This window comes from Sporosarcina ureilytica (assembly GCF_001753205.1).
In the GTDB taxonomy this organism is placed as follows: Bacteria; Bacillota; Bacilli; order Bacillales_A; family Planococcaceae; genus Sporosarcina; species Sporosarcina ureilytica.
Genome location: NZ_CP017560.1, coordinates 550,316 through 572,926 on the forward strand (window position 1 = coordinate 550,316; position 22,611 = coordinate 572,926).

The window sequence follows — 22,611 nt, forward strand, 5'->3', positions numbered from 1 at the left end:
CGTCAAGATTGGACTGCTTTTTTACTTTACAAAATGAGCTCTTCGTGGAATAAAGTCTGGTGATTTTATGATAAGGGGGCTTCGCTTTTATTTATTCCGAACGGTCAATAAATATTTACTATTTACAACTAACAATACAGCCGCCATGAAAATAATAGAAAATACTTGTGAATTGCCTCCACTAATGGAGTAGATGGTAGCTAGTATAATCGCAATTATTAAAGAGAAGTTTAATAAGCCCTGTGATTTGTATAATCCATCTAGGATAACATGTTTTTCGCCATCGTCTGCTATATCAAGAACAGATTTTGCGTAATTAGGATTAGTAAGACTAGGGATATCACGCTCTGGATAGACCTTTTGTGTTAAGGGCGTCATATAATACATTAAGAAACTAGTAATGATAAGTAAAATGAGTGAAGCAATGCTGATGACGTAATTTTGGGTTGTAATGACGCTTAAACTGAGTGCAAGGATGGAAAGAATAAAACTGGAATTCGTATATAAAGAGTAATCCGTGAACATCTTATATTTTTTATCCCCTGCTTCATCTTCAGCATCCCCGCTAAAGTTTTGCATGCTTAATGACTTGATTCCCCGTAATTTTAAAATGCTCAATGCTATTAGGAAGACAGAGATTACAAGTAAACCGATTACGGTAATATCGCCAGCAAAATTAATCCCAGAAAAGCCCATCAAAGTATAGGCAATCAAAAAACCGGCACATCCCCCAATTAATAGTTGTAATATAATTTTCATTTAGAACTCCTCCTCCTCAAAGTGAAATATCTCTTCTACAGGTTCATTAAAAATACGTGCAATCCGAACGGCAATTAACAGCGATGGCATATACTCTTCTCGCTCGATTAAACTGATCGTTTGCCTGGATACTTTAGCGAGTTTTGCAAGTTGGGTTTGGTTATAGCCGTCACGTGCTCGTAGTTCTTTTAAACGACTTTTCAAATGCTATCACCTTCAGTTCTATTAAGTTTGATATTGTTAGTGTATATGATGATGTTCATTTTGACAAGTATTGTTGTCAATTATAAAAAGATACTTGTCAAAGGGGGTTGGGGGAGGAGTGGTTGCTAGATGTATAGTAGAATAATCGTTTCGCATACGTATTATAAAATAAATCTTTTAATTCGAAGTGGGGTTGAACAGATGGGGAGATGGGTTAAAGGGCTATTATGGGGAATCGGAATTGCGGTTGTGCTTACAGCGAGTTTATTTCTTTTATTAAACTTTTATATTGCCAAATCTAAACCTGTCATTGAAGGGGAAGTGCATGTATCTGTTTTAGATGAAGATGTAATTGTTACGCGGGATGAACATGGCGTGCCACATATTACGGCGGCATCAGATGCGGATCTTTATCGTGCGCAAGGGTATGTGCAGGCGCAAGATCGACTGTTTCAAATGGATATGGCGCGGCGACAAGCGAGTGGTAGTTTGGCGGAAGTTGTGGGAGAAGCGGCAGTTGATACGGATAAACATTTCCGAACGTTTAGTTTACGTGTGGCAGCGGAAGATTCTTACGATGGTTATAGTGATGAAGCAAAAGAGGTACTTCATTTATTTGCAGAAGGTGTCAATGCTTTTATAGAGGAAGCGAAGGAGGCGAGAAAACTTCCGTATGAGTTCGCAGTGTTGGGCTACACGCCAGAACCTTGGACAGCTGTTGATTCGTTAACGATTGGAAAATATATGGCATATGATTTAGGTGGGAATTGGGATACATTGGCCGTGCGTCATTGGGCGCTAAATCATTTAGAACTGGAAAAGGCGAAGGAGTTATTTATCACATACCCTGAAAATGCGTCTTCAATTATTGCGGCGAATAGGGAATCACCGGTGGAAGTCGCGGGGCAATTTAATCCGGAGCTCGTTGCGCATGAGTTTAATGGGAGTAATAATTGGGTGTTGTCTGGTGAAAAGACGGAGAGTGGCTTTCCTTTATTGGCAGATGACCCTCATTTAGGACTGAATACCCCTTCGATTTGGTATCAAATGCATTTACAATCGCCGGAACAAAATGTGAGTGGTGTGATTTTTGCGGGTGTGCCTGGAATTATATTGGGGCATAACGAAGACATTGCTTGGGGCGTGACGAATGTAGGGCCCGATGTACAAGATTTGTATATTGAAAAACCAAATCCAGATGACCCGACACTGTTTTTATATGATGGCAAATGGGAACAAGCCGAAGTAAGAGATGAAACGATATCCGTGAAAGACGCGGATGATGTACCGTTTGATGTAATGGTTACAAGACACGGACCGATTATTTCAGATATTCTTTACAAAAAAGAAAAGCCAACTGCATTATTTTCGATGCATTGGACGGCGCTAGAACCGACGAAAGAGCTGGAAGCGATCCTCCGGATGAACAAGTCCACCGATTGGGAAAGTTTTGAGGAGGCACTGGAAGATTTTCATGCGCCTGCACAAAACTTTGTATTTGCAGCAAAAGATGGCACGATTGCCTATAAAGCGAATGGGCGGATTCCGATTCGAAAAAAAGGGAATGGGGAATTGCCGGTTCCCGGTGATTCATCCGAATATGGCTGGGAAGGATATATTCCTTATGATGAATTGCCGCGCGTTGTAAATCCAGAAGAGGGGTTTATTGCGACAGCAAATAATGAGGTGATTGGGGATGAATATCCGTACCATATTACAGAGTTTTGGGCGCAGCCTTATCGTTATGAAAGAATCGCGGAAGTGTTAAATGAAGGCGATAACTTTACAGCGGAAGATATGATGGCATTGCAAATGGATCAAAAAAATCTATATGCACGTGAGTTTTTAGGTGACATGCTTCGTTCGGTTATTGCTATAGATACTGATGAGAAGTATAAAGAAATTGTGAACGTATTAGAGGAGTGGGACCAGTTTGATGATGTCGATAGCGCAGCGCCGTTAATTTTCCATAAATGGATTAAGCAATTGCCTGTGACGATGTTCAAAGATGAAATGCCAAAAGATGTGTACAACATGTTGCCGGGGAAGGGGCAAATTACCGACCAACTAATGCGTGATGGGTATGCGGGGAAGCCGGGGCAGTGGGTGACTGCATATGGCGGCATTGATCATTGGGTATTCAACACCTTTAAAAAGTCGATTGCTGAAACAACGCAAGCTTTTGGAAGTGATGTAGAGAATTGGCGTTGGGGAGATTATCACCAAGTGACATTTCCGCATGCCCTATCTAGTGCATCTCCTCTGTTTGAATCCTTTTTAAATCCGAAGAAACAAGAGGTTGGCGGGTCGAATATTACTGTGCAAGCGGCAGCGTTTAAAGCAGATGGCACGGTTCATCACGGAGCACCGTGGCGCTTCGTTGCGGATTTGTCAGATTTGTCTGCAGCCTATCATATCGTTGGACCAGGCCAAAGTGGGCATATAAAGTCAAAATGGTTTCATAGCCAAGTGGATGATTGGGTAAATGGTAATTTTCACGAAACGGTGTTGGTTGGTGAAGTAGAAAATGGGGTTGTGTTGAAATTAATTGCAACCGAAAAATAATCGTAGTGGGGATATCAATGTCCCCACTACGATTATTTTTTCTCGAGGATACATTTTTCAATGACTCTTCCCTGTCGTCCAGTGGTTGTTTCTGCATGAAGCAACGATTGGTAAACAGCTTCTTCAGTCGCTTCCACGATTGCTAGGAATAAATCATTCATGATTGGGTGGTCATCGCGTAATAGAGCAGGAGAAATTGTCGTGTCATCTGCAGAGTGAGGAATCGTATAGCCATTCGAAAACGCGATTATTATATCACCGCTTCCATTATGTACGGAAGTGCCTGTGCGTCCGAGGCCAATTGCTGCTCGTTTTGCAAAACGTTTTAGTTGACGTTCATTGACTGGGGCGTCAGTTGCGACGATGATCATAACCGAGCCATCAGGTTTTTCGACTTCTTCTCTCGTTGGGAAAATCGCTTCGTACTGGTTGTATCCATTTTTTTGTAACCAGTCGTTAATTTTACATTCGGCGGCTTTTCCGAAGTTCGTTAGCGTTAACACGCCTACTGTATAGGTTGTGGATTCATAAGAGACAATTCGCGAAGAAGAGCCGATGCCGGCTTTCACCTCATAACAAATCATACCTTTTCCGGCGCCAACCGCACCTTGTTCGATAGGGCCTGTTGCAGCCTGTTGAATCGCTTCAATGGCATGGTGCGCTTGGACTTTCATTTCCCTCATTGAGTTTAAATAACTATCATTGCATTCGCCAACGACGATATTTAAGGAGCTGGTCGTATCGGCAATCGTTTTATTTTGCGCCAGCATATAGTCTAACGTTCCTTGTAACACTTGGGCGACGCTAAACGTATTTGTCAGCATAATGGGGGATTCCAGGACCCCGAGCTCGTCCACTTGAATGAGTCCAACCGTTTTGCCAAAACCATTTAATATAAAGCTTGCAGCTGGCACTTTCTGTTCGAATAAATTCCCCGCGTGCGGCAAAATCGCCGTGACGCCTGTGCGAATCGCTCCCTCATTTGGAAGTTCCTCGTCCAGCGTTACATGTCCGACTTTTACATTCGGTACATCCGTGATTGCATTCCATTTTCCTTTTTTCATCCGAAAATCATCCTTTCTTTGGATGAGAGGTATTTACTTGTTAGTATACATCATTTTAATTGTTGATTACTTTGATATTGGGGGGAGTGCCGGCAAAAGTATGCAACGTTACTTCGGAAGTAATCAACGCTGATTGAAAAGTAATCAACGTTTCTGAGAAAGTACGCAACGCCGGCAAAAGTATGCAACGTTACTTCGGAAGTAATCAACGCCGATTGAAAAGTAATCAACGTTTTTAAGAAAGTACGCAACACCGGTAAAAGTATGCAACGTTACTTCGGAAGTAATCAACGCCGATTGAAAAGTAATCAACGTTTTTAAGAAAGTACGCAACGCCGGCAAAAGTAAGCAACGTTACTTCGGAAGTAGTCAACGCTGATTGAAAAGTAATCAACGTTTTTAAGAAAGTACGCAACGCCGGCAAAAGTAAGCAACGTTACTTCGGAAGTAATCAACGCTGATTGAAAAGTAATCAACGTTTTTAAGAAAGTACGCAACGCCGGCAAAAGTAAGCAACGTTACTTCGGAAGTAATCAACGCCGATTGAAAAGTAATCAACGTTTTTAAGAAAGTACGCAACACCGGTAAAAGTAAGCAACGTTACTTCGGAAGTAATCAACGCCGATTGAAAAGTAATCAACGTTTTTAAGAAAGTACGCAACGCCGGCAAAAGTATGCAACGTTACTCCGGAAGTAATCAACGCTGATTGAACAGTAATCAACGTTTCTGAGAAAGTACGCAACGCACGCGCAAAGAACCTGATGCTAAGCAGCTGGATTTACTCCAAAATCGATACACCAATTTACATTCAAATGACGGTTTGATAATCCTTGTATTCGCAATTTAATTAACATATACTAAATTTATAATCAAACAATCATTTGAATGAGGTGAGCTAGATGCAATCGAAAGAAGTATGTGAAGTAACGGTGGTTCATGAAGATGTTGTGCGGCGAGTTCGACATCAATTGCCAGAAGTCAGTCAAGCCGTTCAAATATTCAAAGCGCTTGCGGATGAAACGCGATTGAGAATTGCTTATGCACTAACATTAGAAGAGGAAATGTGTGTGTGTGACGTTGCAGCTGTGATTGATTCTTCGGTAGCGACGGCTTCACACCATTTGAGATATTTACGCGACCATTCACTCGCTAAGTCTACACGCAAAGGTAGAATGGTTTATTACGCGCTTGCTGATGCGCATGTTCATCAACTGGTGACGATTGCACAGGCTCATGCGATAGAAGGTGAAAACGATGCCGACAACGAATAAATCGGAATATCGTTTAGAAAATTTGACGTGTGCAAGTTGTGCGGCAAAGTTTGAAAAAAATATTAAAGAACTGCCGGCTGTTGAAGAGGCACAGGTTAACTTCGGTGCGTCGAAGCTAGCGGTCGTTGGGAATATTACTGTTGAAGAAATTGAAGCGGCCGGCGCTTTTGATGGAATCACAGTAGTGTCTGAAGATAAGCAAGAAAGATTAGAGCCGCCGATCCCGTTTTATAAACGGAAAGAAAATATTGTCACTGTGTTGTCACTCCTATTTTTACTAATTGGCGCAACCCTATCCTTTATTCACGAAGAAATGTATCCGCCGGCCATTGTTTTCTTTGCGATTTCGATTGCGGTGGGCGGGGCTAGTATGTTTAAAACGGGGATTCAAAATTTACTCCGTTTAGATTTTGATATGAAGACGTTAATGACGATTGCGATTATTGGCGCAGTCATTATCGGTGAGTGGCGTGAAGGTGCGGTCATTGTGTTTTTATTCGCCGTTAGTGAAGCACTTGAGGCTTATTCTATGAATAAAGCGAGACAGTCGATTCGATTACTGATGGACATTGCACCGTCTTCGGCCACGGTTAAGCGGAATGGGAAGTTTACGAAAATCCCGACGGAAGACATTGTTCGAGGAGATATCCTTATCGTAAAGCCTGGAGAAAAAATTGCGATGGACGGCGTTGTTTCGACCGGCTCATCGACAATAAATCAGGCTGCGATCACAGGGGAGTCTGTTCCTGTGTTTAAACAGCAAGGTGACGAAGTGTTTGCCGGTACGATTAACGAAGAAGGGGCACTTGAAGTAAAAGTGACGAAACTCGTTGGGGATACAGCTTTGGCAAAAATTATTCACCTTGTTGAAGAGGCGCAAGCTGAAAAAGCGCCATCTCAAAAATTCGTCGATCGTTTTGCGAAATATTACACGCCGGCAATTATGGTCATTGCGTTGCTTATTGCGGTGGTCCCTCCATTACTGGGAGCCGACTGGCATACATGGGTGTATCAAGGATTGGCGGTGCTTGTCGTTGGATGTCCGTGTGCACTTGTTGTTTCTACGCCAGTTGCCATTGTCACGGCCATTGGAAATGCGGCAAGACATGGGGTGCTCATTAAAGGTGGCATTCATTTAGAAGAAACTGGGCATTTACACGCGATTGCTTTTGATAAAACCGGTACGCTAACAAAGGGGTATCCAGAAGTAAGTGATTTCGTCGTTACAGGAGTTGTTAAAGAAGACCTCCTTAGTGCAGTGGCGGCGGTAGAGTCATTGTCTCAACACCCATTGGCGAATGCGATTGTTCATTATGCGGAGAAAAATAACGTCGAAATGAAAGAGGTAACAAATTTTCAATCGGTTACCGGAAAAGGCGCTTATGGCACAGTTGCGAATCAAAAAATTAGGATTGGTAGTATAAGTTGGATTGAAGAATTCACAACCATCCCAGAAGATGCTGTGGCCCTGGCATCATCGCTCCAACGCGAAGGGAAATCGGTTATGGCGATGATGAGTGAAAATGTCTACGCAGGTTTGGTGGCTGTTGCCGATCCAATCCGTGAAGAAAGTAAGGCGTTATTACAACGATTAAAAGAAATTGGCATTCGTCACACGGTCATGTTAACAGGTGACCATGAGCAAACTGGGCAAGCAATCGGAAAAGCATTAAATATGAGTGATGTGCGTGCAGGACTTATGCCAGAAGATAAATTAAAAGTTGTGCAACAACTACAAGAGAAATATGGTCGGGTGGCAATGGTTGGGGACGGTATTAATGACGCACCTGCACTCGCAGAAGCAACTGTCGGGATTGCGATGGGTGGTGCTGGAACCGATGCCGCACTAGAAACAGCCGATATCGCCTTAATGGCAGATGATCTTACTAAACTTCCTTATACAATTAAATTAAGTAGAAAAACATTGCGTATAATTAAAGAAAACATTATGTTTGCATTAGGATTAAAAATCATTGCGCTTCTATTAATTATCCCGGGGTGGCTAACATTGTGGATTGCGATTTTTGCAGATATGGGCGCAACAATACTTGTCGTACTGAATTCATTGCGGCTGATTCGCATTGAAAAATAGGGGGAATCTTCATGCGGTTACAAGAATGGACGATGGAAGAGCAAGAGCAGCTGATCCACTTTTTAACAACAAATACATGGCCTTATCATGGCAATACACATCCTGCGCGCCATCTTATCGAAAAGACGATTGAAGAGGGCGGCTATCAATCTGATGAAGTGAAAACATTTTGGGTGGAAAATGACAAACAAGAAAAAGTCGGTATCGTTAAATTATATGATTTACGTGATGAAATCCCGATGTTTGATTTGCGGATTGCAGATTTATATAGAGGATATGGGTATGGACCAGCGGCGCTTCAACTCGTAGTAGATTATGTATTTGAACTGCCTGCAAAGAAAATTCGTTTGGAAGGCCATACGAGACAAGATAATTTAGCAATGCGTAAAACGTTTGAACGCGCAGGCTTTGTAAAAGAAGCACATTTGCGAAATGCATGGTTTTCTCCGAAGGAAAATTCCTATTATGATGCTGTCACCTATGGAATTACGCGGGAGGACTATCAAGGCGGTGTGACGACGCCGGTTGTTTGGGAGGATGAAAAGGAGGCGGAACGGGGGATTCAAATCCCGAAGTTTCCGGAACGTTTTGAATCGGAACGGCTTATTATTCGGGCACCACAAGTAGAGGATGCACTTGATGCTTGGACGTCTGTCTGTAACTCGCAAGCAGCCCTTTCCGAGTGGATGCCATGGGCAAAGGAAACGCCACGGTTGGAATCGACTGAGGAAAGTTTACGGCAGGCAGTTGCTGACTTTATTACCCGAAAAGATTTGCGTTTACATTTATTTCTAAAGGAAAATGGTGCATTTATCGGTTCATCGGGACTCCATCGAATTGATTGGTCCATCCCAAAATTTGAAATTGGTTATTGGTTAGACACTAAATTCGAAGGGCATGGCTATATGACAGAAGCTGTACAGGCGATTACCGAATTTGCTTTTCAAGAACTTGGGGCACGCCGGATAGAAATTCGATGTGACGAGGAAAATATTAAAAGTCGTGCAGTTGCGGAACGTGTAGGCTTTGAACTTGAGGGCACATTAAAGCAAGACAGCGTCTCAATAGATGGAAATGGTTTACGTAATACATGTATCTATGCGAAAATCAAATAAGAAACATGCATAGGAAAGGGATGCCAGACTTTGTACAAAGTCGACATCCCTTTCCTTAACGGGAACGTCTACCTGTGAGAAGTTGGAAAATGAAGATGATCCCGGCAATCACTAAAATAATGTGGATTAGTCCACCGCCTATTTTGAATAGAAGACCTACTAGCCAAAATACAAAAAGGGCTACAATCACAAACCAAAGAAATTGACCCATAATATTCACTCCTTAACTTGTTTGTAAGAATTTACCCCACAAGAGAAGGGCTTAAACAATTTTGGGAAATACAGTTTTTGATAAACAAATGATATTGGAGGCGAACGGACGATGGCTACACCAGGGATGGAAGATTATCTAGAACAAATTTATTTACATATTGAAAGAAATGGGGTTGCACGCGCATCCGATATTGCTGACTCACTAGACGTTCTCCCTTCATCTGTTACAAAAATGGTTCAACGACTAGATCGTGAAGGATATGTTTATTATGAAAGGTATAAAGGAATAGAATTAACAGAGAAAGGTTTGGCGTTTGGGAGGAAACTTGTAAAGCGACATGATATTCTAGAGGAGTTTCTTCGTATTATCGGTGTGAAAGAAGAAAAGATTTATGATGATGTAGAAGGGATCGAACATCATTTAAGTTGGAACGCGATTGATCGAATTGCAGACCTTGTAGAAACATTGGAACAAAATCCGGACTTCAAGGAAAAATTGAAGGCCGAGAGAAAAAAGTAAAAGGATGAAAGCACATGACACAATTACAATCTGGTAGTGTAGCGGAACTTGAAATAATCGACCAAGAAGGTTCAAGATGGGTATTAAAAGGAAACGAAGAGAATATTATGATGAACGTTTCGGATGCAGATGAAGACGTTCAAATTGGCGATAGCGTAAGCGTATTTCTATATATGAATCGTCGTAAAGAATTAACAGCCACAATGAGTATGCCGAATATGACGATGGGCACGTTTGGTTGGGCGAAAGTGATTCGTTCTGAAGCGAATGAAGGGGTATACGTTGATATCGGTTCTTCATTTGAAGTGCTCGTGAATGGCGCTGACTTGCCGCAAATTAAAAAACTATGGCCTCAACCTGGAGATGAGTTGTATATGACGTTACGCACAGATTTAGGCGGCGGCATATTTGGGAGACTTGCAACTGAAGAACGTGTATTGGAGCAGATCGCAATTGCAGATCAATCCGTGTTCAATGCAAATGTTACTGCAAGGGCCTATCGTTTATTACCGGTCGGCTCGTTTATGTTAACGATTCCTGAGAACTACCGCGTCTTTGTGCACGAATCAGAACAAAAAGCTGAGCCTAGATTAGGTGAAGAAGTAACAGTTCGAATCATCGATGTGCACAGTGATGGCACATTAAACGGTTCTATGTTGCCAAGAGTGGAAGAGCGTTTAACGGGCGATGCAGAAGTGATTTATACTTATTTAACGGATGTTGGCGGAAAAATGCCATTCACAGATAAGTCTTCCCCTGAAGAAATTCGGGAGATGTTTAATATGAGTAAAGGATCATTCAAACGAGCACTTGGGCGACTGATGAGAGAGCGTAAAGTGATTCAAGAAGACGGTTGGACAAAAGTAACGGGTGACTAAGTTAAGAAACCTAATTGGATATAAAACGTACTAATGAGTAGACAAGGAGGTTTCGAGATGAAAAGGATTAGTTTATTACTCACATCATTCGCATTATTAGTAGCGGTTTTACTGCCTGGTATTAAAGCGGAAGCGGTGGTTGATGAAAAGCTTGGCGTGCCAATTGTCGTATATGGCGCCAATCTATCTGAGGCTGAACTAGATAGCGTAAGGAAAAGTCTCGGCGTAGAAAACGACACTGAAGTGGAAGAAATCTACGTTGATGGCAGTGATTTAGTTAACTATATTCCCGACGGCAATCGCAATGCAAGAATGTATTCATCTGCAAAAATCACAAGACAAGAGGCTGGTAAAGGACTTGTCATTAAAATTGTAACCGAGGAGAATATAACGCAAGTTTCTGCTGATATGTATGGCACTGCGATGTTAACGGCAGGCGTTGAGGACGCGATTGTTGAAGTAGCTGCCCCTAAAAAAGTAACCGGCCATTCCGCTTTAGTTGGGATTTATAAAGCCTATGAAGTCTCCGGTGAAAAGTTGGATACGGAGCGAACGGATGTCGCGAATGATGAGTTAAATCTAGCAACAAAGTTTGCTGAAGACGCAGGCATCGATAAAGATAAAGTTGCAGAATTACTGACAGAAATTAAAAAGGAAATTGCAGATAAAAATCCAGCGACTAGAGAAGATGTTGAACAAATTGTTTCAGAACAATTAAAGAAACTTAATATCGAGCTAAGCGAAACAGATCGACAACTACTAATTGATTTAATGGACAAAATTCGTAATCTCAATATTGATTTTGGAAAACTATCTGATCAGCTTTCGGATTTTGGGGATAAGTTAAAAGAAAAAATTGGTGAAATTGACCCAGGATTTTGGGAGAAAGTGAAAGAGTTTTTCGCGAGTATCTTTGAATCGGTCAAATCATGGTTTAATTAGTCAAGAAAGCAAGCTTCTTCGTGAGGTTTGCTTTGGACTGTAGACGAACTAGAGAAATATCTAGGTTTGTCCGCAGTCTTTTTCTTTTACAGTAAATTATCGAACTTGGCCGTTGATTTCCGTTCCAGGCGCACGGTGAGCCTCCTCGTCGCTTCGCTCCTGTGGGGTCTCACCTGTCCCGCTAATCCCACAGGAAGAGCCGTCACGAAGAACGGCTTTTGCGACCAAAAAGCGAAGCGTTGAGAGCACTCGGCGCCTTCCACTCCAATCAACTAAATCCATAAAATATAAGTGAGGTTTAAAAGTAAGTATCACAAACCCTAATAAAATTAAATCTTTGCTAGATGAACATTGCGATGATAAAATGAATATATCTAGAATTCAAGGTAATTTTTATTAAAGGAGAATAGAAATGATGAAACTAGCTGGGATCCACCATGTATCTGCCATTACGGCAGATATTGAGAAAAATCATGACTTTTTTACACGTGTGCTTGGAATGAGGCTTGTGAAGAAAACGGTGAATCAAGATTCAACATCTTCTTATCATTTGTTTTATGCAGATGCGAAGGGGACTCCTGGAACAGATATGACGTATTTTGATATTCCAATGGCGGGAAGAACCTATCCAGGTGTATCGAGTATTAGTAATACGGCGTTTCGTGTGATGTCAGACGATGCGCTCAATTTTTGGAAAAAGCGATTTGAACAATTAGGTATTATGCATGAGGAAATCATCGAACGTTTCGGGCGTAAAACGATGAAATTTCAAGATGATGAGGGTTCACGTCTTATGTTAGTTGTGGACGATGGAAAGGGCGTTCCTTATGGGGTTCCTTGGGAAAAGGAGGACATCCCAATTGACTATGCCATCGTTGGATTGGGACCCGTGACGTTAACGGTTCGTAAGCCTGAGTCGACTGCAAAAGTACTTGTAGATGTTTTACATTTTGATGAAGTTGGCTCCTATCCTTCTACGATTGAAGGCATGCCTGAGATTCGTGTGTTTTCTACTGGTGAAGGCGGTCCAGCGGCAGAAGTTCATGTTGAAACGAGAACAGATTTACCTTTTGAAAGACCAGGACGAGGCAGTGTTCATCACGTAGCCTTTCGTGTGAAGACGATGGAAGAATATAAAAAATGGGAAGAACATTTACGAAACAAAGGCTTTAAAACGAGTGGATTAATTGATCGTTATTACTTTAAGGCGATCTATTTTAGAGAGCCGAATGGCATCCTTTATGAGTTATCAACTGATGAACCGGGCTTTACGAATGACGAGCCACTTGATAAACTAGGAGAATCACTAGCATTACCACCTTTTTTAGAACCAAAAAGAAATTCAATTGAAGCATCATTAAGACCGATTCACACTAATTGAAGGTACGAAAGGGGGATGAACAGTATGGAATTTGAATTTACCAAACTAGAAGGCGAAGAATTTGCATTCCGAAATATGAAAGATGGCGAGGTATTGGCGGAAATTTCATGGACAATGCTAGGTGATGTGATGGCAGTTGAACACACATTTGTTTCTCCGACATTACGAGGACAAGGGGTTGCAAAGAAATTGCTTGATCGTGCAGCAGATTATGCACGGGAACATGAGTACAAAATGGAGCCAATTTGCTCTTATGTTGTTACGGCATTTGAACGATATGATGAATATAATGATATTAAAGCTTAATGATTAGAAAGCAATTCGGTCATTCGAATTGCTTTTTATTGTGGAAAACTTTTATGGATTGCGTGAAACATCATTTTAAAATACTCATTAAGTGAATAACGCTTAATTCCATCAAAAGTAACAGGTTCGTTCATTTATAGTTCAAAGATAAAACCATTCAATTATCATATTGTCTCGTCTTTAAGGCTGTGATATAAATAACTATGCAAAGAGGAAATTGAAGAAAGTATGAAACTTATTTTCCGCGGAATCGTATACATAGATAGAGAATAGGAGGATGGATGATGAAGCGTACTGCAGAAAAAGTTTTATCGATTATTAGTTTAGTTTTTACGGTTTTATCGATTGCAGGAAGTTTTATATTCGTTGGAATTATGAAGGCCTTTACCAACGGTGCACTTCGGTCTGAAATAGAAATGGAGCTTTACGCAGATCCAGAGCTTACAGTCGAAGATGTCGATATGATCTTATCGGTCATTGAATATTTTGAAGGGTTTAGTTGGTTTATTGTTGTTGTATTGGTAATCAGCTTAATTGCTACGATTATCGGTATGATTTTCATGTGGAAGGAAAAAAATCCGAAGCTGGCTGGAATACTGTTTATTGTTGCTGGATTATTTGCTTTCATTTTATCGCCGACTTCAATTATGTTGTACATTGCAGCGATTCTATGTTTCACAAGAAAGCCGCCACTTGCTACAAATGAGACATCATTTGTAGATAATCATTATGATGACTCCATGAGACCATTATAACAAAAAAATCGCTTTCCTTTTACTAGGAAAGCGATTTTAGATAGCTTCAAATAACAGATATTTAGGTTGTATCTAAATAGGTAACACCAACTCTTCTAGCGTGATTAAGAGATAGCTACGGGTATTTTATAAACATATTCAGCGGTTTCAACGGGATGGCCGTTGAATGATTCAGAAAATGTATTAAGTAATTGAAAACCTTGTTTTACATAAAAGTTCTTTCCTATGACGTTTTGATTGTCCACGTAGACGAATAATTGTTTTGCTTCTGCTAAGTGGGATAATGCGGCTTGAAAAAGTTTGTGTCCATAGCCGCTTTGTTGATAAGTTGGCAAAATATACATCGCTGTTAATTCAGCATCGCCGTCTTCGTCAATATAAGTGACATTTGCGAAACCGATTGGGACGCCATCACATTCAGCAATGAGCATCAACGTTTTCTCCATTCTTTTCAACAGCATGATATCTGAATAAGACTGATTTAGGAAACGAAGTTGTGCATCCGCTGGAATAATGTTTTCGTAAGTTGCTCGCCATGTTTCAACTGCAATGTGTTGTACGTATAAGATATCTTTAGATGTCATCGGTCTAATCATTTCACAATCACCTCAGTCATTCTTTTGGTTAGCATAACAAAAATAATAAATGAATACCACAATCGCTTAAAGTTGTAATGAAAGTGTAATGATATGTCGTTAATTTGTTATAAAGGATAAGTTATTATGAAAGGTAAGAAACTCGTATTCTCGTGAGTTATGACACATTCATACTAAGGATGGTTTCTAATCAATAAAACGGGGTATACTTATGATATACGTGTATGACAATCAGTGAAAGGAATGATTTTTGATGGGAAGAAAAAAGAAAAATACATTGTTACTTGCTACTTTAGCAGCTGGTGCTTACGCTTATTTTAGTAAGAAAGAAAACCGTGACAAAGCCCAAGTTGCCTTTAATAATATGAAAACTAAAGTTGAATCATTTATAGAGTCTCAGAAAGTACAAAATGAGCCGGAAACAAAAGCTGGAAACCCGGACCCTTACGACATTCAAGATAATAAAATGGTGAGTGAAGGTGCGCAGACGAGTGTTCATTATTATAATCAGGAAGTACAAGATGAACAAAGTGATTCCGAAAATATAGATGGGCTTTACAATAAGAAAAACGAAGAGAATACGGAAACAAAGTAATGATGGCTCGGCCAAGGGTGCTTCAGTGAAAAGTGCCCTTTCAAACTTAATTGTGTGAATATTCTACTGTTGGGTATGCGAAGGGGTGTAGATGATGAAGCATATTACAATTGAAAGGCATTCATTGGTTACAGATGACGATGGCATGGAAAATGGCGTCTTCGAAAGAACGATACAAATAGAAAGATTTTCTAAAGCGGAAGAACAATTTTTGCGGAATTTATTCAATTTAGAAAAAAGGGAAGCGAAGCAAACGATACGTAGTATGATTGATGATGTGATTGATTTATCTTCTGATAGGGGTTCATTGCAGGGGTTAAAATACTATTTCATCACGCTCTTTGGTATTATCGCTAGACAGTTGAAACAGTCACACATGTCGGTGGAAAAAGCATTTTTTTTCAATACAACTTGTATTAAATTAATAGAAGAAAAGTTAACTGAACATAATGCTATTGATCTAGTAGATGAATTAATAGAGTTCTTCATTTATACGGTTGAAGAGAAAACTTCCCCTGAACTGCTTCATCAAACGGTTAATGGCGTCATTCAATATATTGATGAACACATACAGTCTCAAATGTCAGTAGAGGGAATCGCGGCGATGTTCGATGTGAGTACAAGTCATTTGTCACGTATTTTTCGAGAACATTCGGGGATTACGCTTGTTGAATATATTAATATTAAAAAGGTAGAAGAATCTCAGTATTATTTGAGGTTTTCAAATCAGAAGATATCGGATATCTCGGATAACTTTAATTTCTGCAATCAAAGCTACTACACGAGGATCTTTAAAAAATATACGGGTTATACGCCGAGAAAGTTTAGAAAAAATATAACGGGAAGTTATTTTAAGTTCACCCTTCCAAAAGAAAAACAAGTAGGCGACAAAGAATAATTGTAAAACTACGTCAACTTGTTGTATACTTTTTAGTAGCTTGAATTAGTGAAGGTGAATCTATTGAAGAAGAGAATCGGTTTGTTATCGATACTCGCAACGACAGTCATTTTATTAAGTGGTTGTGCGGGCGTCGAAAATAAAGAAGGTAAATTTTATGGTTTTTTTGTTAAACCAATGGAATGGCTACTAGACTTTTTTAGTGATCAATTTAATGGTAGTTATGGCTTAGCGATTATTGTTATTACAGTTTTAATTCGTCTCGTTTTAATGCCTTTTATGCTTCGAAATTACAAGTCCCAACAAGAAATGAAGATAAAGATGGATGCGCTTCGTCCTGAAATGGAAGATATCCAAAAGCGAATCAAGGAAGCAAAAGAAGCCGGCGATAAAGACGAGCAAATGAAGCTTCAGCAAGAAATGATGGGGCTGTATCAAAAGCACGGCGTAAACCCGTTAAATATGGGATGTCTGCCGCTTATTATTCAAATGCCGATTATTATGGGGCTTTATTTTGCGATTCTTTACTCCCCGGAAGTAAAAGCACATAAGTTTTTATGGTTCAATCTCGGAGAACCAGATATGATTATGATGCTAATCGCAGGTGCTGTTTATTTTGTTCAAGCACGCGTATCCCTTTGGACGATGCCTGAACAACAAAAGCAACAGATGAAAATGTTCATTTATTTGTCACCGATTATGATTATGTTCATTTCATTTAAGGCTGTTGCTGCTTTACCGCTTTACTGGGCTGTTGGTGGTTTCTTACTAATTATTCAAACGTACCTTGGACGTAAGCTTTATTTTAAAGAGGTTGAACCACAACCTGAAACACCGAAAAAAGACGCTCCAAAAACAGATTCACATTCAAAGAAAAAATAATCCAAAGCCGAAGATATAAATTCTTCGGCTTTTTTTCTAGTTTTAGGTGATAGCATTTCATTATCAGGAGGTTTTATTGTTGAATATAAAATGGTTAATCGGAATCGGCATAGCGATTGGGATTGCTGGAGCTGGATTTTCGGTGTATCACATGAATATGAATATGACGTTGCTTTCAATTATTGGCGTATTTACTTTAACCAATGCGATGCGTGGACAAGCATTTAAAGATCGTGGGTTGGTGCGTGAAGCGAAATGGATGAACCGGGTATCATTAAGTTTTGCAGGATTATTTGCGATTGTATTCGTTGTCACAGTGCTTTTGTGAATGAATTTTAATAAAAAACACGTCCTAGAGAGATATACTAGGACGTGATTTGAGCGGCTTTGTTGTTAATAAACAAAGCGTTTTTTAGTTGTCAAGATAATGAAAATGGCTGGGATTGTAACTGAAAGCATGCCCAGGAATGCTAAGTTTGGTGCAATATCATACAAGCTTCCTCCTACAAATGTCAAAATGGCAACGCTCAAACTCATGGCGAAGGAGGCGTATAAGCCTTGCGCAGTTGGGATTAAATGGTTTGGTAGCTTTTCGGAAATATACCTAATAAAAGCAAAGTGGGCAATCCCAAATGAGACAGCATGTAACGCTTGCGTGATGATAAAGACAAATGGTGATGGGAATAGAAAAATGAGCGTCCATCTAATCGTTGAACCCACCGCAGCGATTTGAAACATTGTTGAGATTTTCATGTTGGCAAAAAGCTTATCTGCTTGTGTAAAGAAAATAATTTCAAACAGCACGGCGACATTTAAAATAATGCCAATGTAAAAGCTGTTAACGCCTAAATCATCTAAGAAAATATAGCCGTAATTATAATAGGAAGCATGCGCACCTTGAAGAAGGACTGCTAAAAGTAAAACTGTTACAAATGGTTTCGATGCGAATAGTTCTTTAAATTCCGCTCCGCGTCCTTTGTTATTTCCTTGAACAGGAACCTTCTGTAATACTGCAGGCGTGGATTTCAAAGTGAAAAGGCAGATCGCGGCTAATCCAATGACCATTACATAAAGAATCGCTTGTTCACTCCAAATAGCCGTGATCGCGCCAACAATTAGGAGCGCTACAGTATAGCCAATCGAACCAAAAGATCGACTCTTGCCGTAATGAATTTTTTCCGTTTGCATTAGAATGGATGCACTACTTTCAATCGCGGGCATAATAATTGGATAGGCAATACTAAATAAAATGGTAATTACAAGAAGTGTTGTAAAAGTTGAACTAGGAATATAAAGCAAGGCCAAGCCAAGTGAAAGAAAAGCTAATAATATCATGATCCGATTAAGTGGTAATTTTTTCGTTAATGCCGGAAATAGTAAAAAGGTTGAAAAGGAACGTGCAATCATACCAGCCCCCATCACAATACTTGCGGCTGTGACGGAAAGTCCTTTTTCTATTGTAAGCCAGCCTGTCCAGTAGGGTAAAAATACCCCCCATGTAAAGAAAAAAGCGAGAAAGCTAAAGGAAAGCCATCGCTGGTTATTCATAATCATCCACCTCAAATTGGCATTTTGTAAGTATAAATAATAGCACAAAGAGACCGGAAAGAAAAATCATGATAAACTAAAGAGAGATCGTGAAAAGGAAGTTTTAGAAATGAGAAAAAGAAACCAGTATATGTTTCGAACTGAAAAAAAGACAAAGACAAAGAAAAGATTGCTCATGATTACGCTCATCGCTGCAAGCTTCTTAATCATAGCGGTAGTTGGGTGGATAGGGTTCAATGATTGGGACGTTAAGAAAAGTTATCAGCGTGTAGAGACGGCGCTGGGAATAAGCAAAGTGACTGTGCCTAGTGAGAGAGAGACTGAAGAGCAACCAAATGCAGATGGAAACTCTGAGTTACCCGAACCAGAACCAACAGAATCACATGAACCAGAGGAAGAGGAAGAGGAAGTTCCACCCGAGGAAGCTATCCAATATATTGAAGGGCAAGAGTTACCGGAAGAACCTACGTATGTAGAAGGTATCCTCATTGCAAATAAAAAAAATCCCCTTCCAAGTACATTTGCTCCTGGAGAAGATAAAGAGGCGCGCGAAGCATTTGAAGAAATGGCCGCCGCTGCTTTATTGGAAGACTATCGCCTTGTAGCGTTTAGTACGTATCGTTCATTTGAATATCAAACAGAGCTTTACAAAAGATATGTAGATCGAGATGGGGTTGAAGAGGCTGACCGGTACAGTGCACGTCCAGGTTACTCTGAACACCAGACGGGTTTGGCGTTTGATATTGGTGAAGTAAATAAAGAGCAAGATTGGGCTACTTCACGTTTTGGTGAAACAGATGCGGGGAAATGGTTGGCTGAAAATGCGCATTTGTACGGATTTATTATGCGCTATCCTGAAGGGAAAGAGTTTATCACAGGTTATATGTATGAGTCTTGGCATTTCCGATATGTAGGTTTAGAAGTTGCAAAAGATATTTATGAGAATGATACTACGTTGGAAGAGTATTTGGGGTTATAAAAGGACGTCTCCTTTATCGGGAGGCGTCCTTTTTCATAATATCGGCGAAATTAAATTCGCCATCGATTCTTTGAGTCTGATGGTTAAAGAGCGTTCATTGTACATATCGAGTGTTAATTCTCTAGATAGTAATAAGTCTTGTTCAAACAGTTCAGCGAGTTCGTGAGATTTTTCTTTGTCATAAATAAATGCATTTACTTCGAAGTTTAATTTGAAGCTACGAACGTCGATATTGGCTGTACCTACAGTGGAGACTTCATCGTCTATTACGATTTGTTTCGCATGAAGGAAGCCGTTATCGTAAATGTAAATTTTAGCGCCAGCCTTTAGTAAGTAGCCGACGTTTGAATAGGTTGCCCAGTAGACAAATATGTGGTCCGGTTTATTCGGAATCATAATCCGGACGTCGACCCCCGATAAGCAAGCGATGCGCAAGGCATCTAAAAAGCTAACGTCGGGGATAAAGTAAGGCGTTTGAATATAAATATATTTTTTAGCACGGAAAATCATTTTTAAATAGCCGTCTTTAATTTGTTCCCACTCGGAGTCGGGGCCGCTTGATACGATTTGCATACTGACGTCTCCTTTAAGGGGAATCGCTGGGAAATACCTGTCCGAATACTCAATGTCTTGGTCGGCAGAGGCTTGGTTCCAATCGAGAATAAATCTTGTCTGGATTGGATGTAGGGCACTTCCTTCAATACGTAAATGTGTGTCACGCCAATACCCAAACTTTTTATTAATCCCAAGGTACTCGTCACCAACGTTAAAGCCCCCAATATAGCCAATCCTTCCGTCAATCACAACAATTTTTCGGTGATTCCGGTAGTTTAGTCGAGTGTTAATGAGTGGTAAAATGGATGGAAAAAAAGCTTCTACCATACCACCGTGACGAATCAGCTTTTGGAAATGTCTTTTATATACACCTCTTGAACCCATATCATCAAAAAGTACGCGCACTTCTAAGCCTTGTTTAGCTTTTTCCGTGAGGACGTCAATAATTCTTTTACCAAGGCTATCAATTCGAAAAATATAATATTGTAAATGAATATGGTCCTTCGCTTTTTCTAAGTCTTCAATTAACGCTTCAAATTTTGCGCGCCCATCATTAAAAACTTGCATATCATTGTCTTGCGTTAAAACCGCGTCATTATTGCGTAGATGTAAATAAATCATATCTTTATGTTTTTCTGTTTCGCTTTGTCGAAATTCTAGTGTGTTATCTTCGATTGAAGTGATTTGGTAGTCGATCAGTTTGTCAATACCAATTTTATGACGGTCTTCCCATCGGAAAAGATGCTTTTCCCTCAGTCTTCTACCAAGCATTAAATAAATAAAGAATCCAAAGAATGGAATGAAGAATAAAACCATCAGCCATGCCCATGTAGAAGTAGCATCGCGGCGTTCTAAGAAAATAAGTGCAATCGCGAGAAATATATTAAGTATTAATACACTGGTTACAATAAAACTAATGAGTGTTGTCATAAGTACCTCCTTAATGAATTCCGCTCCCTCTAGTATAGCGGATATCGAACAGGATAATATAGGAAAAGCATGTTTATCTTTCTAATTCGACACAATCCCTACTTGACTGATAGGTTTTAGTTGTATAGAGTAAGTGGTAAGCAACTTAGTATAAGGGGGAAATCGCTTGAACACGTTTTTATTATTATTGAATATTATCGGTTTGCTAGTGCTTATCGGTGTATTATATGTCATGCATAGAAAGAAAGTTTCATTCTCAAAAAGGGTATTTACTGGGTTAGGCCTTGGGATTGGTTTTGGCTTAATTTTACAATTCGCGTATGGGCCTCATTCGGAAGTGTTACTCGCTTCTGTTCCTTGGTTTAATTTAGTCGGGGTTGGCTATGTGAAATTATTACAGATGATTGTCATGCCACTCGTGTTTATTTCGATTTTGGCTGCATTTACGAAAGTAACAATAGGTAAAAATTTCGGTAAAATGGCCGGATCGATATTGGGTATTCTGATTGGAACAACAGCAATCGCAGCTGTGATAGGGATTTCTATCACACTTCTCTTCGGACTCGATGCTTCTGAGATTGTACAAGGAGAAGCGGAATTGGCCAGAGGCGCTTCGATTGAAGAAAGATCAGAGGGCGTAGTGGACAGAGCTTTACCAGAACAAATTTTAGATTTATTACCAGCGAATCCATTTTTAGACTTCACAGGTGCGCGTTCCACTTCAACGATTGGTGTTGTTATTTTTGCAGCTTTTCTTGGCTTTGCCTATTTAACAGTCAACCGTAAAGAGCCTGAAAGTGCGGCGATTGTTAAAAAAGGGATTGATGCAGTTTATGCACTCATCATGGGAGTTGTGCGGATTGTCCTTCGCCTTACACCATATGGTATTTTAGCGATTATTGCACGCACAGTGGCGACATCTGATTTTGGTGCGATTTATAGTCTAGGGAAATTTGTGCTTGCTTCATATGTTGCGTTAGGAATCATGTTTATCATTCACTTAATCATCATTACAATTTCGGGTTTAAATCCGCTTACTTATGTGAAAAAAGCGGGTGCTGCTTTATTATTTGCATTCACTTCTCGTTCGAGTGCAGGTACTTTACCACTTAACATTAACACGCAAACAAATCGTTTAGGTGTTCCTGATGGCATTGCGAACTTTGCGGGGTCATTTGGCTTGTCAATTGGGCAAAATGGCTGTGCGGGAATTTATCCGGCGATGCTAGCGGTCATGATTGCACCGACTGTCGGACAACCGATTGACGCGCAGTTTATCATCACGCTTATTGTTATTGTTGCGATTAGTTCATTCGGTGTTGCGGGTGTTGGCGGAGGTGCAACATTTGCCGCGATACTTGTTCTATCGGCATTGAACTTGCCAATCGCGCTTGCAGGTCTTCTCATTTCGGTTGAGCCGCTTATTGATATGGGACGTACTGCGGTGAACGTCAGCGGTTCTATGACAGCTGGTGTGACGACCGCGAAAGTATCAGGCGAACTTGATACGGAGATTTATAATGGTTCTATTGAAGAGCAAACGGTGGAAGCTTAATTTAGAA

At 40.2% G+C, this 22,611-nt stretch carries 24 protein-coding genes; 16 read left to right on the forward strand and 8 right to left on the reverse strand.

The features are described from left to right. Positions 1-87: 87 nt before the first annotated feature. Together BI350_RS02805 and BI350_RS02810 are read right to left on the reverse strand one after the other, a co-directional pair. Entirely contained in the window at positions 88-759 is a 672-nt protein-coding gene (locus tag BI350_RS02805) for a DUF3169 family protein (RefSeq protein ID WP_075526751.1), read from the reverse strand. Then, positions 760-963, reverse strand: coding sequence for a helix-turn-helix transcriptional regulator (locus tag BI350_RS02810; protein WP_075526752.1), 204 nt, complete (start codon positions 961-963; stop codon positions 760-762). A 201-nt stretch (positions 964-1,164) separates the two neighbouring features. On the opposite strand from BI350_RS02810, the gene BI350_RS02815 reads away from it, so the two are divergent. Continuing rightward, positions 1,165-3,528, forward strand: a complete 2,364-nt coding sequence (locus BI350_RS02815) for a penicillin acylase family protein (RefSeq protein WP_075529203.1) — start codon at positions 1,165-1,167, stop codon at positions 3,526-3,528. Positions 3,529-3,560: 32 nt separating this feature from the next. Here the strand turns inward: BI350_RS02815 and BI350_RS02820 are convergent, their stop codons facing one another. Next, positions 3,561-4,592 (reverse strand): DmpA family aminopeptidase, encoded by a 1,032-nt coding sequence (locus tag BI350_RS02820; protein WP_075526753.1) that lies wholly within the window; start codon positions 4,590-4,592, stop codon positions 3,561-3,563. 900 nt (positions 4,593-5,492) lie between these two features. On the opposite strand from BI350_RS02820, the gene BI350_RS02825 reads away from it, so the two are divergent. From BI350_RS02825 to BI350_RS02835, 3 genes are read left to right on the forward strand one after another with little or no spacing between them, the layout of a single operon-like run. After that, complete coding sequence (locus tag BI350_RS02825; RefSeq protein WP_075526754.1) at positions 5,493-5,864, forward strand: ArsR/SmtB family transcription factor; 372 nt, start codon at positions 5,493-5,495, stop codon at positions 5,862-5,864. Further along, on the forward strand, positions 5,848-7,956 hold the full coding sequence (locus BI350_RS02830; RefSeq protein WP_075526755.1) for a heavy metal translocating P-type ATPase: 2,109 nt from the start codon (positions 5,848-5,850) through the stop codon (positions 7,954-7,956). The genes BI350_RS02825 and BI350_RS02830 overlap by 17 nt, the downstream gene beginning before the upstream one ends. Positions 7,957-7,967: 11 nt before the next feature. Next, positions 7,968-9,071: a GNAT family N-acetyltransferase gene (locus tag BI350_RS02835; protein ID WP_075526756.1), complete on the forward strand. Its 1,104-nt coding sequence runs from the start codon at positions 7,968-7,970 to the stop codon at positions 9,069-9,071. 55 nt (positions 9,072-9,126) lie between these two features. Here BI350_RS02835 and BI350_RS16815 read toward each other — a convergent pair whose 3' ends face one another. Continuing rightward, complete coding sequence (locus BI350_RS16815) at positions 9,127-9,282, reverse strand: lmo0937 family membrane protein (protein ID WP_155767457.1); 156 nt, start codon at positions 9,280-9,282, stop codon at positions 9,127-9,129. Between the two features lie 111 nt (positions 9,283-9,393). Between BI350_RS16815 and mntR the strand changes: the two genes are divergently transcribed. From mntR to BI350_RS02850, 3 genes are read left to right on the forward strand one after another with little or no spacing between them, the layout of a single operon-like run. Further along, on the forward strand, positions 9,394-9,804 hold the full coding sequence (gene mntR / locus BI350_RS02840) for a transcriptional regulator MntR (RefSeq protein ID WP_075526757.1): 411 nt from the start codon (positions 9,394-9,396) through the stop codon (positions 9,802-9,804). Positions 9,805-9,818: 14 nt separating this feature from the next. Then, positions 9,819-10,682, forward strand: a complete 864-nt coding sequence (locus BI350_RS02845; RefSeq protein ID WP_075526758.1) for a CvfB family protein — start codon at positions 9,819-9,821, stop codon at positions 10,680-10,682. Between the two features lie 57 nt (positions 10,683-10,739). Next, positions 10,740-11,624, forward strand: a complete 885-nt coding sequence (locus tag BI350_RS02850) for a DUF1002 domain-containing protein (RefSeq protein WP_075526759.1) — start codon at positions 10,740-10,742, stop codon at positions 11,622-11,624. Positions 11,625-11,720: 96 nt separating this feature from the next. Here the strand turns inward: BI350_RS02850 and BI350_RS16820 are convergent, their stop codons facing one another. Continuing rightward, positions 11,721-11,873 carry a hypothetical protein gene (locus BI350_RS16820; protein ID WP_155767458.1) on the reverse strand — a complete coding sequence of 51 codons (153 nt, stop codon included), beginning with the start codon at positions 11,871-11,873 and terminating at the stop codon, positions 11,721-11,723. A 166-nt stretch (positions 11,874-12,039) separates the two neighbouring features. Between BI350_RS16820 and BI350_RS02855 the strand changes: the two genes are divergently transcribed. The 3 genes from BI350_RS02855 (at position 12,040) to BI350_RS02865 (ending at position 14,066) form a co-directional block, all read left to right on the forward strand. Continuing rightward, entirely contained in the window at positions 12,040-13,005 is a 966-nt protein-coding gene (locus BI350_RS02855) for a ring-cleaving dioxygenase (RefSeq protein ID WP_075529204.1), read from the forward strand. A gap of 24 nt (positions 13,006-13,029) precedes the next feature. Continuing rightward, a complete protein-coding gene (locus tag BI350_RS02860) occupies positions 13,030-13,311 on the forward strand; it encodes a GNAT family N-acetyltransferase (RefSeq protein ID WP_075526760.1) in 282 nt (93 codons plus the stop codon). Positions 13,312-13,595: 284 nt separating this feature from the next. Beyond that, positions 13,596-14,066: a DUF4064 domain-containing protein gene (locus BI350_RS02865; RefSeq protein ID WP_075526761.1), complete on the forward strand. Its 471-nt coding sequence runs from the start codon at positions 13,596-13,598 to the stop codon at positions 14,064-14,066. A gap of 104 nt (positions 14,067-14,170) precedes the next feature. Here the strand turns inward: BI350_RS02865 and BI350_RS02870 are convergent, their stop codons facing one another. Continuing rightward, positions 14,171-14,662, reverse strand: a complete 492-nt coding sequence (locus BI350_RS02870; RefSeq protein WP_075526762.1) for a GNAT family N-acetyltransferase — start codon at positions 14,660-14,662, stop codon at positions 14,171-14,173. A gap of 253 nt (positions 14,663-14,915) precedes the next feature. On the opposite strand from BI350_RS02870, the gene BI350_RS02875 reads away from it, so the two are divergent. From BI350_RS02875 to BI350_RS02890, 4 genes are all read left to right on the forward strand, one after another. Continuing rightward, positions 14,916-15,257: a hypothetical protein gene (locus tag BI350_RS02875; RefSeq protein ID WP_075526763.1), complete on the forward strand. Its 342-nt coding sequence runs from the start codon at positions 14,916-14,918 to the stop codon at positions 15,255-15,257. Positions 15,258-15,351: 94 nt separating this feature from the next. Continuing rightward, a complete protein-coding gene (locus tag BI350_RS02880; RefSeq protein WP_168157241.1) occupies positions 15,352-16,155 on the forward strand; it encodes a helix-turn-helix domain-containing protein in 804 nt (267 codons plus the stop codon). 63 nt (positions 16,156-16,218) lie between these two features. Continuing rightward, positions 16,219-17,037 (forward strand): membrane protein insertase YidC, encoded by an 819-nt coding sequence (gene yidC, locus BI350_RS02885; RefSeq protein ID WP_075526765.1) that lies wholly within the window; start codon positions 16,219-16,221, stop codon positions 17,035-17,037. A gap of 79 nt (positions 17,038-17,116) precedes the next feature. Continuing rightward, entirely contained in the window at positions 17,117-17,365 is a 249-nt protein-coding gene (locus BI350_RS02890) for a hypothetical protein (protein ID WP_075526766.1), read from the forward strand. Positions 17,366-17,430: 65 nt separating this feature from the next. Here the strand turns inward: BI350_RS02890 and BI350_RS02895 are convergent, their stop codons facing one another. Next, a complete protein-coding gene (locus tag BI350_RS02895) occupies positions 17,431-18,585 on the reverse strand; it encodes a 3-phenylpropionate MFS transporter (RefSeq protein ID WP_075526767.1) in 1,155 nt (384 codons plus the stop codon). Between the two features lie 109 nt (positions 18,586-18,694). Here BI350_RS02895 and BI350_RS02900 point away from each other — a divergent pair, with 109 nt between their 5' ends. Beyond that, the gene (locus BI350_RS02900; protein ID WP_082294941.1) at positions 18,695-19,564 is read left to right on the forward strand and encodes a M15 family metallopeptidase; all 870 of its coding nucleotides are present in this window, start codon (positions 18,695-18,697) and stop codon (positions 19,562-19,564) included. 33 nt (positions 19,565-19,597) lie between these two features. Here BI350_RS02900 and cls read toward each other — a convergent pair whose 3' ends face one another. Beyond that, positions 19,598-21,049: a cardiolipin synthase gene (gene cls / locus BI350_RS02905; protein WP_075526768.1), complete on the reverse strand. Its 1,452-nt coding sequence runs from the start codon at positions 21,047-21,049 to the stop codon at positions 19,598-19,600. 232 nt (positions 21,050-21,281) lie between these two features. Here cls and BI350_RS02910 point away from each other — a divergent pair, with 232 nt between their 5' ends. Then, positions 21,282-22,604: an L-cystine transporter gene (locus tag BI350_RS02910; RefSeq protein ID WP_425423245.1), complete on the forward strand. Its 1,323-nt coding sequence runs from the start codon at positions 21,282-21,284 to the stop codon at positions 22,602-22,604. Positions 22,605-22,611 lie beyond the last annotated feature (7 nt).